This is a genomic window from Burkholderia sp. COPS (assembly GCF_019425585.1).
Classification (GTDB): Bacteria; Pseudomonadota; Gammaproteobacteria; order Burkholderiales; family Burkholderiaceae; genus Burkholderia; species Burkholderia cepacia.
This window is the reverse complement of sequence record NZ_WIXR01000002.1, coordinates 88010-103530: the sequence shown is the minus strand read 5'-3', so window position 1 is coordinate 103530 and position 15521 is coordinate 88010. Positions and strand designations below refer to the sequence as shown.

At 64.6% G+C, this 15521-nt stretch carries 11 protein-coding genes; 7 read left to right on the top strand and 4 right to left on the bottom strand.

The window, feature by feature from the left end; all coding sequences use genetic code 11:
• Positions 1-38: 38 nt before the first annotated feature.
• The 4 genes from FOZ70_RS01035 to FOZ70_RS01020 all read left to right on the top strand — a co-directional run bounded on the left by FOZ70_RS01035 (position 39) and on the right by FOZ70_RS01020 (position 2974).
• Positions 39-635, top strand: a complete 597-nt coding sequence (locus tag FOZ70_RS01035) for a TetR family transcriptional regulator (protein WP_048027395.1) — start codon at positions 39-41, stop codon at positions 633-635.
• Between the two features lie 50 nt (positions 636-685).
• Entirely contained in the window at positions 686-2167 is a 1482-nt protein-coding gene (locus FOZ70_RS01030) for an MFS transporter (protein ID WP_219704774.1), read from the top strand.
• A gap of 70 nt (positions 2168-2237) precedes the next feature.
• On the top strand, positions 2238-2546 hold the full coding sequence (locus tag FOZ70_RS01025; RefSeq protein ID WP_060372545.1) for an EthD family reductase: 309 nt from the start codon (positions 2238-2240) through the stop codon (positions 2544-2546).
• Between the two features lie 128 nt (positions 2547-2674).
• Positions 2675-2974, top strand: coding sequence for a hypothetical protein (locus FOZ70_RS01020; RefSeq protein WP_258025510.1), 300 nt, complete (start codon positions 2675-2677; stop codon positions 2972-2974).
• Positions 2975-3096: 122 nt separating this feature from the next.
• Here FOZ70_RS01020 and FOZ70_RS01015 read toward each other — a convergent pair whose 3' ends face one another.
• Positions 3097-4572, bottom strand: coding sequence for an HD domain-containing phosphohydrolase (locus tag FOZ70_RS01015; RefSeq protein ID WP_219704773.1), 1476 nt, complete (start codon positions 4570-4572; stop codon positions 3097-3099).
• Here FOZ70_RS01015 and FOZ70_RS01010 point away from each other — a divergent pair.
• On the top strand, positions 4471-4854 hold the full coding sequence (locus FOZ70_RS01010; RefSeq protein ID WP_219704885.1) for a hypothetical protein: 384 nt from the start codon (positions 4471-4473) through the stop codon (positions 4852-4854). The genes FOZ70_RS01015 and FOZ70_RS01010 overlap by 102 nt on opposite strands.
• Positions 4855-4865: 11 nt before the next feature.
• Positions 4866-5441 carry a DUF308 domain-containing protein gene (locus FOZ70_RS01005; protein WP_219704772.1) on the top strand — a complete coding sequence of 192 codons (576 nt, stop codon included), beginning with the start codon at positions 4866-4868 and terminating at the stop codon, positions 5439-5441.
• A 125-nt stretch (positions 5442-5566) separates the two neighbouring features.
• Here FOZ70_RS01005 and FOZ70_RS01000 read toward each other — a convergent pair whose 3' ends face one another.
• Both FOZ70_RS01000 and FOZ70_RS00995 read right to left on the bottom strand, forming a co-directional pair.
• A complete protein-coding gene (locus FOZ70_RS01000) occupies positions 5567-11626 on the bottom strand; it encodes an ATP-binding protein (protein ID WP_219704771.1) in 6060 nt (2019 codons plus the stop codon).
• Positions 11627-11957: 331 nt separating this feature from the next.
• Positions 11958-12608 carry a GntR family transcriptional regulator gene (locus FOZ70_RS00995; RefSeq protein WP_230962705.1) on the bottom strand — a complete coding sequence of 217 codons (651 nt, stop codon included), beginning with the start codon at positions 12606-12608 and terminating at the stop codon, positions 11958-11960.
• A 53-nt stretch (positions 12609-12661) separates the two neighbouring features.
• On the opposite strand from FOZ70_RS00995, the gene FOZ70_RS00990 reads away from it, so the two are divergent.
• Positions 12662-13828 (top strand): pyridoxal phosphate-dependent aminotransferase, encoded by a 1167-nt coding sequence (locus tag FOZ70_RS00990; RefSeq protein WP_219704770.1) that lies wholly within the window; start codon positions 12662-12664, stop codon positions 13826-13828.
• Between the two features lie 174 nt (positions 13829-14002).
• Here the strand turns inward: FOZ70_RS00990 and FOZ70_RS00985 are convergent, their stop codons facing one another.
• Positions 14003-15349, bottom strand: coding sequence for an MFS transporter (locus FOZ70_RS00985; RefSeq protein ID WP_219704769.1), 1347 nt, complete (start codon positions 15347-15349; stop codon positions 14003-14005).
• Positions 15350-15521: the final 172 nt, after the last annotated feature.

Here is a 15521-nt window from a genome sequence, read left to right as displayed (position 1 = left end):
TCCAACTTTTGGCACCGCATCGTTTGCGACACTGGTCAATGGCAAATCCGGCTGGCGTGGGCCGCCCACGCGAATTCGAACTTGGCGATGCCGCGCGCGACGCGATGGACGTTTTCTGGGACCGCGGATACGAAGGCGCGTCCCTGCCCGACCTGATGGCCGGCACCGGCCTGTCGCGCGGCAGCCTGTACAAGGCGTTCGGCGACAAGAAGGCGCTGCTGCTGGCGGCGCTCGACCTGTACATGGCCGACGGGCTCAAGGCGACCGCGGACATTCTGTCGCAGCCCGGCGCCGTCAAGGATGCGATTCGCGATTCGCTGCTGCGCTATGCGCGCCTGTCCGTCGGCGAGGCGGGCCGGCGCGGATGTCTCGCGGTCGCGATGACCACGGAACTTGCCGCGCGCGACGCGGATGTCGCGGAGCGCACCGGGCGCATGTTCCGGCGGCTGCAACAGCTCTATGCCGGTGCGATCGTCCGTGGCCAGGCGAGCGGCGAGATCGCCGAGCAGGACGAACAGGTGCTGGCGCGTTTGCTCGTCTGCCAGATCGAGGGCATGCGCGTGCTGGGCAAAACCGGCGTGTCCGAGCAGGACATGCTCGCGCTGGTCGACCGCACGATGCGCATCCTCGACTGATATTTTTTTACCCAATTTGGAACCGATTGGTTCCGTATGGAGAGCCATCCATGTCACGGAATGACCCCGTATCACCCGACCCGCGCCGCTGGGCGATGTTTGCGGTCCTGCTCGTCGGCGCGTTCCTGCCGCCGCTGGATTTCTTCATCGTCAACGTCGCGCTGCCGTCGATCCGCACAGAACTGGGCGCCTCGTCGTCGGCCGAGCAACTCGTCATTTCATCGTATGCGGGCCTGTACGCGGTGACGCTGATCACCGGCGGGCGATTGGGCGACCTGTTCGGCCGCGGCCGCGTGTTTTTCCTCGGGTTGATCGGCTTCGCGATCGCCTCGACGCTGTGCGGTCTCGCCAGTTCGCCGTGGACGCTCATCGTCGGCCGCGCGTTGCAGGGCGTGACGGCCGCGGTCATGGCGCCGCAGGCGCTCGCTTCGATCCAGGCGATCTTCCCCGAATCGGAAAAGCCGCTCGCGCTCAGCTTGTACGGCGCGGTATTCGGCCTCGCCGCCGTGGTCGGGCAGGCGCTGGGCGGGATCCTGATCTCGCTGAATCTGTTGAATCTGGGCTGGCGCACGATCTTCCTCGTCAACCTGCCGCTGGCGATTCTGGTCGTCCTGTTCGGGATTCCGCTGCTGAAGGAAACGCGTGCGCAGCATGCGCGCAAGCTCGACCTCGGCGGCACGGCGCTGTCGATGCTGACGCTGGGCGCGCTGATCGTGCCGCTGATCGAGGGGCGCGAAGCAGGCTGGCCCGTATGGGCATGGGTGTCGCTGCTCGCGGTGCCGGCCCTCGCCGGGTTCTTCTGGCGCTACGAGCGCCGGCTGGGCAGCCGCGGCGGCGCACCGCTGCTCGATCCGGCCGCGCTGCGCGCACCGGGGCTCGGCCGCGCGTTGCTGATCGCGCTGCTGCTGTACTCGATCGGCGCGTTCTTCCTGCTGTTCTCGGTGTATCTGCAGAATGCGTTGCACGTCGACGCACTGAGCGCGGGCCTCGTGTTCTTGCCGTTCGGCGTCGGGTTCCTGCTCGGCCCGTTGTCGACGCCTGCCTGCACGCGTGTCATCGGCGCTTACGTCAATCCGTTCGGCATGAGTCTGGAGATCGTCGGGCTCGTCGGCCTCGCGTGGTTGATCGATGCCACGCCGATCGGGATGCCGCTCGCGGCCGCGCCGCTCGCCGTCGTGCTCTTCGTCATCGGTTTCGGACAAGGTCTCGCGCTGCCGACGCTGATGCGCATGGTGACGGGGCGCGTCGCACCGGCGCTGTCCGGCATGATCGCCGGCATCGCCAGCTCGACGCTGCAGGTCAGCACGTCGCTGAGCGTGGCGATCATCGGCGGCATTTTCTATACGACGCTCGGCACGCGCCACGATCCGGCGGCCATCGCGCATGCGTTCATCGTCGCACTGCTGTCGATTTCGGTGTTCCTCGCCGTGGGCGCCGCGCTGGGCATCTCGCTTGCACGGGCGGGCGCCGCGCACACGTCGATGCGGGCCGCCGCGCGTCCGGGCTTCGGCCCCGAACGCGAACGGCCGTGATCGTTTGTATTTGCCCGTATTTTCCCGTACCGACATTCATCGCCGCGTCAGTCCGACCTGGAGGTTCTTCGTGTATTTCATCGTCTCCTATCGCCGAGCCGCGGGCACGCGATTCGATGCCCGTTACTACGTCGAACAACACATTCCGCTGGTGGAAAAATCCTGGAAGCCGTACGGGCTCGACGCTATCGACGCTTTCTTTCCGGCACGTGAGGATAGCGAACTGATCGTCGTGGCGATGTGCCGTTTCAAGGACAGTGCGGCGCTGGACGCTGCGTTCGCGTCCGCGGAGACGGCAGACGTCATGGCAGATATCGATGCGTTCACCGACATCGAACCCGATCGGCTCATCACGGACGTGTTCTCGCGCGGGTCGTAGCGGTGATCGCGCGCCGCCATGCATCGGTTTCGGCCGGCGCCATCGGTCACTTGTCCGATGGCGCCGCGAACGATCGGGTGTCAGGATAGGCAACCGTCACGCGATACCGGACCGGGAGGATCACTGCAATGTCGGGACGTCAGATCTTCATCGTCGCATTGGCGAGCGGCCTGCCGCGTGCGTTCGGCGTGCTCGCTATCGTGTCGGGCCTGTTTCGGATCGGCACCGCACTGCATCGCGGGAAACACGCCGACGCGCCGGCGCAAACGGTCTCGGGTGGAGCGCGAATGGCGCTGGCCGGCACGCTGCTTTCCTGCGAAGCCGTCGGTGCCGTCTACTTCGCAATCGCGGCGTTGGGGTACGGTTGGGCCGACACCGACGCGACAGCCTCGAATCGCAGGGAACGGATCAACGACTGGCCGACTTGAATGGTGCAACCGCCATCTTCGATACGCGGGGTAAGCCACCGGACAGGCGGAGCGTCAAAGGTCGCGCCGGCCCGACGGGCCGTCCGCGCACACACGAAAGCGAATCCGCGTCGCGGAGCGCGTCAGAGCAGCCCCAGCGCCGACGCCTTGAGGGTCGCCGCGGCGCGCGTCGAACATTCGAGCTTGCGGAACGCCTTCTCGACATGGGTGCGCACCGTGCTCGGACTCATCGCGAGCGCCTGCGCGACCTGCTTGTTGCTCGCACCGCGGGAGATTGCCCGCAGGACGTCGATTTCCCGCGCGGACAAGCGCGGGCCGACGGCCGACGCGCCCACGGCGATGCGCCGGGGCACGGGCGCCCCGCCCGTCACGAGCGCGGCCACCACTTCGCCGCATAGCCGGCCGCACGCCGCTTCTTCCTGCAACTGGCCGGCGGCGGCTGCATCGCTCAGCGCCGCGCGCCACGGACGCGCCGAGCGCAACGCGACCCACGCCAGCGACGCCGCCAGCACGCGCGCTTCGAGCGTCAGCGCCGCATCGCGCGCGCCGCGGAAATAGCCCGAACCGTCCTGCCGCTCGTAGGCATACGAAGCAAGCACCGCGGCTTCGCCGAGCGCGCCGGTCTGCCTGCCGGCGCGCTCGGTCCAGTACGGAACGAGTCGCACCTTTTCCCATGCGCTCGCAGGCAGCCGCGTCGGCAGATTCCACACGTCGTTCGGCACCGCGGCCCGGCCGATGCCATGAATCAGTCCGGCCCGGTACACGCGTTCGCGCGCGGCCTCGTCCGGCGACAGACGGCCGTAACAGGCGGCCGCCGTCGCCGCGACCGAACGCGAAAAACCCGTCATCCACGGCAGTTTCAGATCGATGACGTCCGCAATCAATTCGGCGGACGTCGCGCCCTGCATGTCCGGCGTGGCCAACGCGGCGTCCAGGTCGGCGGGCGCCATGTGCTCGAGCGCCGCCAGCCAGCGCCGTGCGTCGCGCGCAGCCGTCTCGACGAGCACGGCCGGATAACGTGACCCCGCGCGCTGGCCGATCAAGTCGAGGGTCTGTTCGATGCCGTACGTGCGGCTGAGCACGTCCAGATCGCCCGCCAGCGCGACGATCGACACGGCGGGCGGCACCTGTCCGCGTTCGAGCCGCGCAGGCAGCCCGTTGCCGTCCCAGGTTTCGAAAATGTGCCGCAGCGCGGTTTCCGTCGCGCTGGACAGACCGAGTATTCGCGCGACCTCGCCCGAGACTTCGCAGTGAATCTGCGCGAGCGGGATCAGCGCGACACCCGCGCCGCCGATCGCTTCAGCCATGCCGGGCCGGCTCTCGAGCATCGCGGCGCGGATCGCGACGTCATCGCCGAATACTTGCGCGAAACCTGCCGCGTTCGCCGTGCAGCCCGACCAGCGCAACAGCGCCACCTCGCGAGCCGTGTCGCACACCGATGCATCGAATCGTGCCGCGTGCGCGAGCTGCGCCGCCAGCCAGCCGGTGCGCGGCGAATGGTCGGTCGGCTGGCCCATGCTGAGATCGCCGATGAAGGCCAGCGCGCGTACGGCGTCGACTATGCGCAGCGGGGCGTGACGGGCTTCGGCGTCGGGCATCGGGTGGGCGGAGAGATTCGCGAGGACGGGAAAACGATCATACGCGACGGCGTCGCGGCGTGCAGGGGCATGCGCGTCGGGCGGGCGCCCCGGGGCCAACACGGTGCGATGTTCGCTCGCATCTCTGCGGAGCGCCCCGCGGACTTCGCCATCGGACATCTGACCGATGGCGGCAGGCGCGGACGATTGCGATACTCGGCGCACTGGAGATCCGGCCGGCGCCGCATCCGAATCCGCAGGGCGGACATCCTGCGTGCCGGCCGGAACGACGTTTCGATGTAAAAGGAGTGCAAATGACTGATCGCTACCCTGAATTCCGCGCCCTGGCCGACGAACACTGGCTGAAGCGGTACTACTTTTCCCGGGCGGTGTTCTCGCTGATCTGGGTCGCGCTGGCGTTTTCCGTCGGCCGGCAGAGCGCGGCCGGCGCGGCGGTCCTGCTGGTCGTTTATCCGGCCTGGGATGCGCTCGCCAATTTCGTCGACCTGTCCCGCAGCGGCGGGATGGCGGCAAACCGCACGCAGGCGGTCAACGTCGCGATCAGCACCGTCACGACACTGGCGGTATTTCCGGCGTTGAATGCGGGCCTGCCCGCGGTACTCGCGGTGTTCGGCGTGTGGGCGATTCTGTCCGGCGCGCTGCAGCTCGGCACCGCCGTGCGGCGCTGGAAGCAGGCCGGCGCGCAGTGGGTGATGGTGCTGAGCGGCGCGCAATCGGCGCTGGCCGGGTTGTTCTTCATTTTGCAAAGCCATGCGCCGATGCCGCCGGCGATCGTTAAGATCGCGGGTTATGCGGGAGTGGGTGCGCTTTATTTCCTGATATCCGCCATCTGGCTGCAGGTGCGGGGGATGCGGCGCAGGGTGTCGTGAGCCGTCGGGCGGAATGAAGACCTGGACACGGCCGCGAATGGCTCGAAACGACCCATTGCAGTCACTCGCGCTCCATCCATCAAGGTCCGCTGTGCGGCGATCGCGGTCAGCTGAATGTGGACGGCTTAGACTGAGTAGCTGTTTTTCGCCGTCTTTAGGAGAGATTGCCCGTGGCGGCTTGGCTGCTTGATCTGCCTACTCGCAAACACGTTGATGACCAGGGCCAGCTTCCCACTGGTAGCGGTGAGCTGTTCGAGGCCTGTCGACGTCAGAACGAGGTAGCTACCCTCGCCCCACAGAGACTCCGCATCGATGTCAACTGGGCCAGCGTCACGCCACCAATAGAGCTTTGCGACTACAGCCCCGTTCGCGTTGAGGAAGACGCTCGGTTCTTCGTCATGGGTGCGCCAACGAAGCCTCTTCACCCAGTTCGGGCACAACGCGAACGGATAGGCCGCTGCGTCAAAGCCCATGTCCACAGAGCAAACAACTCGTCTTACCAGCGTTGGCGCCAGTTCATTATCGAGGGCGACATGCTTGCCTAGCCAGACAGCGAGTGGAAACGTGGCATAGCACTGATCGAAGTCTTCCCTGTCGGTTTGTGCCGAGGGTGCTCGAAATCGATAGAGGCGATGCTCTGATTGGCGTGGCTTGAAAATTTTGAAACGCGACACCTCAGCCACGACTTGACCATCGTGGTGTGCCGGAAAGGAAGCAACGTCGCTGTCGACCTCGTCAACCCACTTCGTCTCTCGCTCGGACCAACCCACATGTCGGTCAAAGAGCGGCATGCGAATCCATTCGGGGCGCACTTGTGGGAACTTCAGCGGCCGAGGCGGAAGAGGGCAACCCAAACGCTCCAACAGCGTCGGCCTGTCGCGGCCGTTTAGCCTGCCTGCCAACCGCAGCTCTCCCGCGACATGGCGAAGGGCGGTAATGGCAATGTAGGCATGAGGCTTCAGGTATGTGATCTGCATGTCAAGGGCGCGAAGCTGAGCCTCAAGCCTTTTGACACCAGAAGGCCCGAATGCGTCAAGTCCGCCCCAGTCTTGGATGAGCATCGCCGCACGTCGGCGGATTGTCATCTCGTCGATGCCTGCAGCGTGCGCAAGGTGCTGTGCTGTCGAGCGCAGCATCTCAGTCCAGCCAAGCAGCGACTCGACTCGCATCGCACCAGTTCTCTCGTCCTTGAAGGCGTGGTCGCCCTCTGAGGGGGCCTCCAGTTCGAGGCTATAGAAGAGCGGCAGTGGCTTCGCGTCCACGGAGACTGCCGCCCCCCACCGATGCGACAAGAGCGCGGCTGACTCTGCCACCGAAATATCGCGGTGACTGACCAACGCAGCCACGGCAGTGCCCAGCTCAGGTGCGAGGTCCGCGCTGTCAACGGCCAGCAGCGTTCCGAGCGCTTGCAGGGGGGCATCGGAATCGCCGGTTAGAAGTCGCCGCATAAGGGACTTGAACAAAGCTAGACCGTGTCCGGCTTGCCCTGCCAAGCGCAGCGTGCAGTTGCGTGCGTGTCGCTGAACTTCGGTAACGGGCAGCCGATAGGCAAAGTGCAGCAAGTCCTCCAGAAGATCCGTGTCGCTGAGCGGCAGCTCGCTCGGCTGGAATGACCGTCCCAGCTGGAACTCGCGAGTGCAGGCTATCTGCTCCTCGAGCAGTGACCATATGGCAGGCCAGTCCGGCGTCGCGCTAATTACTGGCAATATCGAATCCAGCTCTGTAAGCAACGACTGGGTATTCTCCTCGCCCGCTGTCACTGAGTCGACGATGTTGTCGAAGGCGACAGGGGACGTGGATGGTCCCTCCAAGAGCTTCTTCGCCTCAAAGTAGAAGAACTTGCCTCCGCCCATCCATTGGCTCCAGGAGCTCCAGGGTTCCTTGCTTGTCTCGTAGCCCTGAATCAGATTCTTGGCGTACTCGACCTCACCCGCCGCGGCCAACCGTTTCACCATCAGGAAGCGGCAGCGCGTGTCGTCCCGCAAGACCTGCCAACGCTCAAAGATCCTCCGCACTAAATGAAGCGGAGCTTTCTCGGCCAGATCTCTGAAACGGTACGGCGCGTTGTAGTCCAGCTTGTCGCCATCCGCTTCAAACGCGCGTTCAAGCTCCTCGAGGGTGGCCTCCGAGTCGTACTTGCTGGGCGTATACGAGTGTCGAGGTTCCGGCGCTTCTGACATCCATCGGGCTACAGCGACTTCAAGCTCCGAGGTCGAGAACCCATGTCTTCCGGCCGCGCTGCGAAGGCGCTGGAGCAGTCCTGCCCTCTCGTGTGCTCTGCTTGCTACTTCGATCGCCTCCAATAGCATCTGCGTGAGCGGCTCAATCTGGCCAGGGCCTGCAGCGTTGGCGGCGCTGTCAATGAAGTCACCGACGTGATACGGATCCCGGTAGTACGGCTCCATGTAGAACGGTAGGCAGAGCCCGCACCAGACTGTAGCGCAAGGCAAGACGAGGTCAGGGCTTCGCCGGACCATCCCCATCATGAGTAGGTCGATCCGGTTCGGCCAACCAATGAGATGCCAATCCGCCAGCGTCTTTGACACCTCGAAGCCGAAGCGAGGCCCGACCTGCATCGCTTCTTCAATGAGCGACATCGTCAGGCGATGCGCGGCCGACGACCCTTCCGTTTCGGTCATGCCGCCCACCTGGCGCATCAAGCTTGAGACCCGTTTGACTCGGCTCTCTGGATCAGCGGTGTTTGCAAGGACCAGGATATCTCGCCAGATTGCATACTGTGGGTCTTTTTTGGGAGCCAGCGCGTAACCAAGGCATTGCTCGGGAACTGCCGCCAGCAACTGCTTCGCCCGCCCTACTTCCCCGACCGCAGCCAACGCGATGGCCAGATCCGCCAATCCGTCAATCTGTGCGCTCGGCGTACTCTCTTGGAGCTCCGTCACGAGGGCGTTGAGCCGGTCGGCGGCCCCCTCGCGGTCACCGTCAACCCGATACGCATCGACGGCCAGCCGGCGCCGAAGGTATGCCGTGTCCCCAAGCATCGATGAGGCGATGGCTGCATCGATTTCTCGGAGTACGGCGCGGTACTCATCCTCGCCACACTTGGCGCCGAGCCTAAGCAGCGCTTGCGCCAGCACGGGGACCGCTTTGAAGGCCTGCCGGATACGATATGCCTCGCTGCCACCTTCTGACGTCAGACGTAGCACGTACCCAAGGGCAGCGCGGGCTTCGGCCTGGATGCTGCCAGCCTGCACGGTCGCGTTGTCGACACCGGCGCGACCTATAAGCACGCCTATCGTCGACGCGTGCTGCTGGAACGGATGTAGGAAGGAGTGCTTCGACTGCGTCGCGGTTGGCAGCGGCTTGTTTAGCAGCGTGCAAAGTCTCGCGTGATGCATCACCGCGCCGACCAGATAACCGAGCCCAGCCAGGTCCACCTCTTCGTCGCACATGGAGATCATCGGTGCGATCAACTTGTCGAACAGGGCCTCGGCTAGGTCACGACGGCCAGCTTGGAACGCAATCAGTGCCATACGGCGGCGGTAGCCGTTGGGCACCTCTCCGAAGCCAGGAAGGGTGATTGCGACGTCAAACAAGGCAAGTGCTTGTGCGACGTCGCAGCGCTGATTTGCCACAAGCCCTGCGTGAGCCATCACAGACGGCTTGTCCTCGTCGGTTACCCCGAGCTTGCGGCAAAGTTCTTGTGGATCGGCGTCGATTTCCTGAAGGAGCGTCGCCTCTGCGGCTTCTCTCCTCAAATGCCGGCGCAGCGCGGCGACAGTTTCTGGATCAGGCCTTTCGGGCTGGCGTAGCCCCTCTGCGGCGAGATGGTCAATCGCTGTCTGGATCTGCTCTGTGTCTCGGAAATGGATGGCGCGCCTCGCCCACCTCTCGAATTCCTTGATGTTGTGGTCGTGCCCGTGGTTCTGGAACTTGGACGTATGGAGCTGCGACAGTGGCTCGAGGCTTTCAAACAGCTCCTTCGCGCGCTCAAAGTCGCCTCGCTTCAACAGGTCGTCGACAACCTCGTAGCCCTGGGTGGGGAAGTACTGCACGAAAGAAAGGGCTGAATCTATGTCCCCGACCGCCAGCATCGCAAGCGGAAGCTGATTGGCATACTCAAGGGCTGTTTCGCGCCGGTCCACTTCATCACGACACAGCAGTAGTCGTGTGAAGGCGGTTGCATCGTGCATTCCACGTACTGCTAGCAGAGCCAGCCTGATATCGGCGTGGATCTCGGCAATAGAACGCCCGTCTGCCAGTTGCCGCCTGAAGCCAGCGGGCATCGCCAGTGCAAGTACATCGGCACCGTCGCCGGCACGGGCACGGTAGCGCAGCTCGAGCCATCGCTGCGCCGATTCCTGCGGCGCGTTCTTCGCCAGCTCGGCGAGGTCGCGATACGCGCGTTGGGAATATTCGGCGTCAACACTTCCGAGGCGGGTTCGCGGTTGAGCGATGACGAACAACCTGAAGCTGTTGTGGAAAACGCTCCATCCCTGGGGTGAACTGCGGAGCAGGTGCCGTGCAACGACTAAGGCGCGTTCAATCGCGGACTCCTTGACCATCGTGGCCAGCAGCCGCAGGTCCAAGGGCGCCTCGGCCCGGGCGATGAAGCCCAGCACGTCCATGGCATCGCTGTCGCTTGCGATTTCGCGCCAGGCGGCGGTATACACGGTCTCAATGTCGCCTTCGAACGGCATCGCGCCACTGAGCAGATGCTTGCGGCCGACTTCGTCCGCGTGCATCAGTGCCTGAATCAAGTAGCGCGTTGCCAGCGGGTGGCCATGCGTAAGCTTGCTTAGCTCCAATCGCGGAATGTCGGTAGGCAGACCAAGCGCATCCGCCATCCGGGCGACCTCCTCGCGGCCGAGGGGGCTCATGACGACCAGCCGCTCGCACTTCTCTGCTTGTTCCTTAACGGCGGGCTTCAGATTCGCGAGATCCAGCCGCTGCGTGCCGAGGACGAACACAACCCCATTTGGGATAGCCGCGGGAAGGGGTAGCTCGCCCAGCAGCGAATTGGTCGGCCGCTCTTCGCGAGGCACATGGTCAAGCCCGTCGACGACTATGATCGTTCGGATGCCGTCGCGGTTGAAGCGTTCCCCAGCCTGCCGCACCAGGACGCCGAACTGTTCGCGTCGCTCATGCAGCGAGTCATCGCGAAGACGCAGTCCAATCAAACCGCTGTTGCGCAGCTGCGTGCCGACATCGGTCAGAAAGTTGTCGGCCTCTCCGCGACCCACACCCTGCGCAGCGCCCGGCACGTACGCCAGGTAACGGACGAGCCGAATATTTGCTTGGGTGGCTAGCGCGACCTGCAGGAGAGTGGATTTTCCGGATCCAGGCGGACCTATGAGTGAGACGTAGCCCTGGCCGGTGGCTTGCAGCGCGGCTAGTAGCTTGACCTCAGTGTCGCGGTTGCGCTGGACATAGGCACCGACCGGAAACCGATGGATGAGCAGCGTCTTGGCGGGATCGCGCCAGCCAAGCTCACGAAGCAGTTCGTCACGCGTCCACCTGTCCTTATCGCGTGCGTCGACGACCAGCTTCGGCAGTACGCTGGCAATCTCGGATGCCTGTCGTGCCTGCTCGGCGTTCAGCTTGTGCGATTGGATGAAGTCCGCCGCAGCTCCGTACAGCACACGGAGGCTGTGCAAGAACTGTTCGAAGTCGCCATCACTCAGGTTAGCTTCCCGGCGTAGGTGATCGATCAGTCGACTCCATTCCGGCGTGTACCAATCCGCCAGCGACCGATGTGTATGCTGCTGGAGCTCTTCAAGAAATGCCGCGCTGTGGGGCGGTATGCCGTCGCCTGGCTTGTCAGTAGTCGATGGAAAATCGTTGATGACCAAGCGAATCTCGACACGGCTTCCCGGGTTGTCCTTGCGCAGGCATTGCCAAGCATGAACAAGGGGCTTCCAGAGGCCATTGGCGCCAGTAAACAGCGTCTCAACAGTGAAGGTTCGCGGGAACTTGGACGTCTTGAACTGGTGGCCGACGACCAATCCATCGAAGCCAAGTACCAGATCGTCGGCAATACCCGCGTTGCGGTCGGCGACGCCGATCCAGAGCAGCTCGTCGCGCTCGAGCGCTGCGTAGATGGCAGCGCCTGCCCGCTCATATTGGCCGATATATCCACGGAGTGCTCGGCGTTCGCCTTCCGCCGGCGCCGTTGCAGGAGATACAGCGGTGGATGGATTCGGCTTTTTGGGCTCTTTCGGGGCCATGGAATCGGATTGGATAGTTGATGCCACCATGGATCAAGGGAACGGCGTCAGCATCACCCGGTGCGTCCGGCGCCAGAGAGGCATGCTGCTGACTCAGCGAACGCCTTTCTGCTGCGAAGTATGGCATGCGCCGATCGCAGAGGTCATTCGAGAACTCGATCGTGAATGACTCTGTCCAGCCTAGACCAGCCGTTCGCGGCCTCGAGTCGGACGACAGCTGATGGCCGGATACCGTCCGACGCGTCTGACTATGGCCGCCCCGGAGAAGACGCTAGCCATTCCCCAAACCAGCCTTTTGGACCGGTCGACGCCCCCGGCCTGACCCACATCCCTACCGCCCACGCAACGCCTGAGCCAGCGCATCCCCCGCAGCCAGAATATGCGCGGACAGCGCCGCACACGCCGCGTCGACATTCCCCTCGCGTATCGCCCGAACGATGTCCCGATGTTCGTCGTTCGAGCGATCCTGCCAGTCGAGTTGCTGCCACGTCGCATACAGATGCCGTGAACTGGCCCGATGCATGTCGCCGATCGCGGCGACGAGCCGCGGCATCCCGCACGGCGCGGTCAACGCCCGATGAAACCTCAGGTTCAGCGTGCCCAGCACGGCTATGCCGCGCGCCGCGGCCTCCTGATCGAGGATCGCATCGAGTTCCTCCAGCGCCCGTGCGTCGAGCGCGGGAATCGCCTCGCGCAGCGCCAGCGCCTCGAAAGCCGCACGCATCTTCGCCATTTCAAGCACGTCCGCCGGCTCGAGCGGCGCCGCCCGCACGCCCCGTCGCGGTTCCACCACGGCCAACCCCTGCGCTTCCAGCCGTCTGAACGCCTCGCGTACCGGCACATGACTCGCGCCGAACTCTGCCGCGATGTGGTCCTGACGCAGCCACTCCCCCGGCGCGATGACGCCCGAGATGATGCGGTCCGCCAATGCGCTGGCGATCCGATCGGCCAGCGAGCGATCCTCCTTGACTTCCAAATTCATCCCGACCACCATGCATAGATTATCTATTAAATTGTAACAAACCCGGAGGTCCGATGCGCCACCACCGCCCTGTCCGTCTGCAGCACATTGCCGGCATCGGCGTCGATCGCATGGGGTCGATCGCCGATCATGCCGACGTCGACCTTTTGCGACTCGAAAATCTCGATACCGACCTCCCACCCACTTCGGAAGCGCTCGCCTTCACCCGAGAAGCCATCCAGCGAGACTCGGCCAACTCCTATTTGCCCTTCGTCGGTCAGGATCGGCTGCGCGCGAGCGCTGCCGCCCACGTGTCGGCGCTTTCGGGGCAGCGCTTCACGGCCGACCAGGTGGTGGTGTCGGCGGGCGGGCTCTCCGGCATTCTGAATACGCTGCTCGCCACCGTCGAGACGGGCGACGAAGTCATCGTCACCGATCCGACGTACGCCGGTCTGCTGAACCGCATCCGCCTGGCGGGCGGCGTGCCCAAGCAAGTCCCGCTCACCTTCACGCCGGGCGGCGAATGGAAGCTGGATCAGGCCGCGCTGCGGGCAGCAATCGGTCCGAAAACGCGGGCCATGCTCCTGATGTCGCCGTCGATGCCTTCGGGCGGCTTCTTCGATGCGTCCGACTGGCAACTGATCGCGAGCCTGTGCGTGCAGAACGATCTGCTGCTGATCCTCGACAGCGCGATGGAACGGCTGCTTTTCGACGGACGCACGGTCATCCATCCCGCCGGCCTGCCCGGCATGGCCGAGCGTACGGTCACGGTCGGCGCGGCGTCGAAAGAGTTGCGCATGATCGGCTGGCGGGTCGGCTGGATCGTCGCGCCGGAATGGCTGATTCCGGATCTGGTGGCCGTGTCGCTCGCCAATGTCGTGGTACCGGTCGGCATAGCCCAGGAGGCCGCGGCGGTTGCGCTCGAACATTCCGCATCCGATCTGCCTGGCTACGTGAGCGAACTCGAGAGACGGCGGGACACAGTCGCCGCCGAACTGTCGGGGCTCCCGTTCGGCATGCCGGCGGGCGGCTGGTCGATGCTGCTGCGCGTCGCCGATTTCGGTCTGACCGGATCGCAGATGTCGGAACGGTTGCTGCGCCGGGGCGTATGTGCGACGGCCATGACCGGATGGGGGGTCGCCCACGGCGAGCAGTACGTCCGTTTCGTGTTTTCAAACGAACCTGTCGACCGGTTGCGCACGCTCGGGGACAAGGTGCGCTTCGCACTGGAGGACGCATGACGGCCGCTCACGAGAAAGCGGAGTCCGCCGGGCGTCCCTGGCTGGAAGCAGCCGGAATTCCGCGTGTGGTGGTCGAGCGAACTCACACAAGATCGATCCGCGTGACGTGATGCATCCGGCGCCGAGGCGGCGCGATGCCCCCGCCCCGGCCGGACGTAACGTCGCGCCAACGCCCTACCGCCCCACCGGCGGCCGCAGGATATCGCGCGGAATCGACGCGATCAACACGCAGCTGACCAGCAGGCAAGCCCCCAGCGCATAAGTCCCGTTGTTGATGTTGCCGGTCATCTGCTTGGCGACGCCGGTGATCATCGAGCCCGTGAAGCCGGACAGGTTCCCCACCGAGTTGATCAGTGCGATGCCGGCGGCCGCGGCCGTGCCGGACAGGATCTGCCCCGGAAAGGTCCAGTAGATCGGCATCAGCGCGAGGATGCCGCAGGTGGCAATGGTCAGGAATACGATCGACAGCGCCACGTTGTGCGCGAACGCCGCGCTCAGGATCAGGAAGACGCCGCCGATCAGCGCGGGAATCGCCGCATGCAGGCGGCGTTCGCCGGTCTTGCGCGAGTGCGACGCGTTCCACACCATCGCGAAGATCGCCGTCAGGTACGGAATGGCCGTCAGCACGCCGATGTGCAGCGGGCTGTGCACGCCCGACGCGCGGATGATCGACGGCAGCCAGAAGGCCAGCCCGTAGAAACCGGTATTGAACGTCAGCAGGATGAAGGTGAGCAACCAGACGCGCGGGCTGCGCAGCGCGGCGCCGATGCTGTGCGACTTGTGCGCGGCCTCGGATTCGAGGTTGCGCGACAGCACCGCCTTTTCGTCGGCGGACAGCCACTTCGCCGTCTGCGGGCCGTCGCCGAGGCAGGCCAGCACGATGAACGCCACCACGATCGACGGCAGCCCTTCGAGCAGCAGCATCCATTGCCAGCCGCTCATGCCCGACAAGCCGTGCGTCTGCTCCATCAGCCAGCCGGACAGCACGCTGCCGAGCGTCAGGCTCAGCGGGATCGCGACCAGGAAGCCCGACATCGCCACGCTCTGGCGCCGCGCCGGGAACCAGTAGTTCAGGTACAGGATGACGCCCGGGAAAAAACCCGCTTCGCACAGCCCCAGCAGGAAGCGCAGCGTGTAGAACATCGTGGTCGTCTGCACGTGGAAGAAGTGCGCGAGCGGCACGATGAACGCCATCGACGACGACACGATGCCCCACGTGATCATGATCCGCGCGACCCAGAAGCGCGCGCCGTAGCGGTGCAGCAGCAGGTTGCTGGGCATCTCGAACAGGAAATAGCCCCAGAAGAAGATGCTGGCGCCGAGCGCATAGACGCCGTCGCTCAGGTTCAGGTCGTCGAGCATCTGCAGCTTCGCGAAGCCCACGTTGACGCGGTCCAGGTAGGCCACGACGTAACAGAGCAGCAGCAACGGCAGGATGCGCCGCATGACCTTGCGGTAAAGGGCGTCTTCGGACGAGTCGGCCGCGGCCGGTGCGGCAGCGGCCTGCGTAAGGGATGGCATCGGTCTGTCTCCTGATTGTGTCGATCTTCTTCGTACCGTCGCGTGCGCTGCGTGCATCGATGTTACCGGTAACATCCGGGACCCAAAAAAAGCCGACGAGGCGACGGGAGCGATCGGCAATCTGATACCGGTAACACATTCGAAGGTAGCATGCGGCACAGGCGTGTACAAG

Bases quoted from the DNA above. Each gene is read 5' to 3' on its own strand.
- FOZ70_RS01010 (WP_219704885.1), top strand. From the start codon at position 4,471: ATGGTCGGTCGGCTGGCCCATGCTGAGATCGCCGATGAAGGCCAGCGC.
- FOZ70_RS01000 (WP_219704771.1), bottom strand. From the start codon at position 11,626: ATGGCCCCGAAAGAGCCCAAAAAGCCGAATCCATCCACCGCTGTATCT.
- FOZ70_RS01035 (WP_048027395.1), top strand. From the start codon at position 39: ATGGCAAATCCGGCTGGCGTGGGCCGCCCACGCGAATTCGAACTTGGC.
- FOZ70_RS01005 (WP_219704772.1), top strand. From the start codon at position 4,866: ATGACTGATCGCTACCCTGAATTCCGCGCCCTGGCCGACGAACACTGG.
- FOZ70_RS00990 (WP_219704770.1), top strand. From the start codon at position 12,662: ATGCGCCACCACCGCCCTGTCCGTCTGCAGCACATTGCCGGCATCGGC.
- FOZ70_RS01015 (WP_219704773.1), bottom strand. From the start codon at position 4,572: ATGCCCGACGCCGAAGCCCGTCACGCCCCGCTGCGCATAGTCGACGCC.
- FOZ70_RS00995 (WP_230962705.1), bottom strand. From the start codon at position 12,608: ATGAATTTGGAAGTCAAGGAGGATCGCTCGCTGGCCGATCGGATCGCC.
- FOZ70_RS00985 (WP_219704769.1), bottom strand. From the start codon at position 15,349: ATGCCATCCCTTACGCAGGCCGCTGCCGCACCGGCCGCGGCCGACTCG.
- FOZ70_RS01020 (WP_258025510.1), top strand. From the start codon at position 2,675: ATGTCGGGACGTCAGATCTTCATCGTCGCATTGGCGAGCGGCCTGCCG.
- FOZ70_RS01030 (WP_219704774.1), top strand. From the start codon at position 686: ATGTCACGGAATGACCCCGTATCACCCGACCCGCGCCGCTGGGCGATG.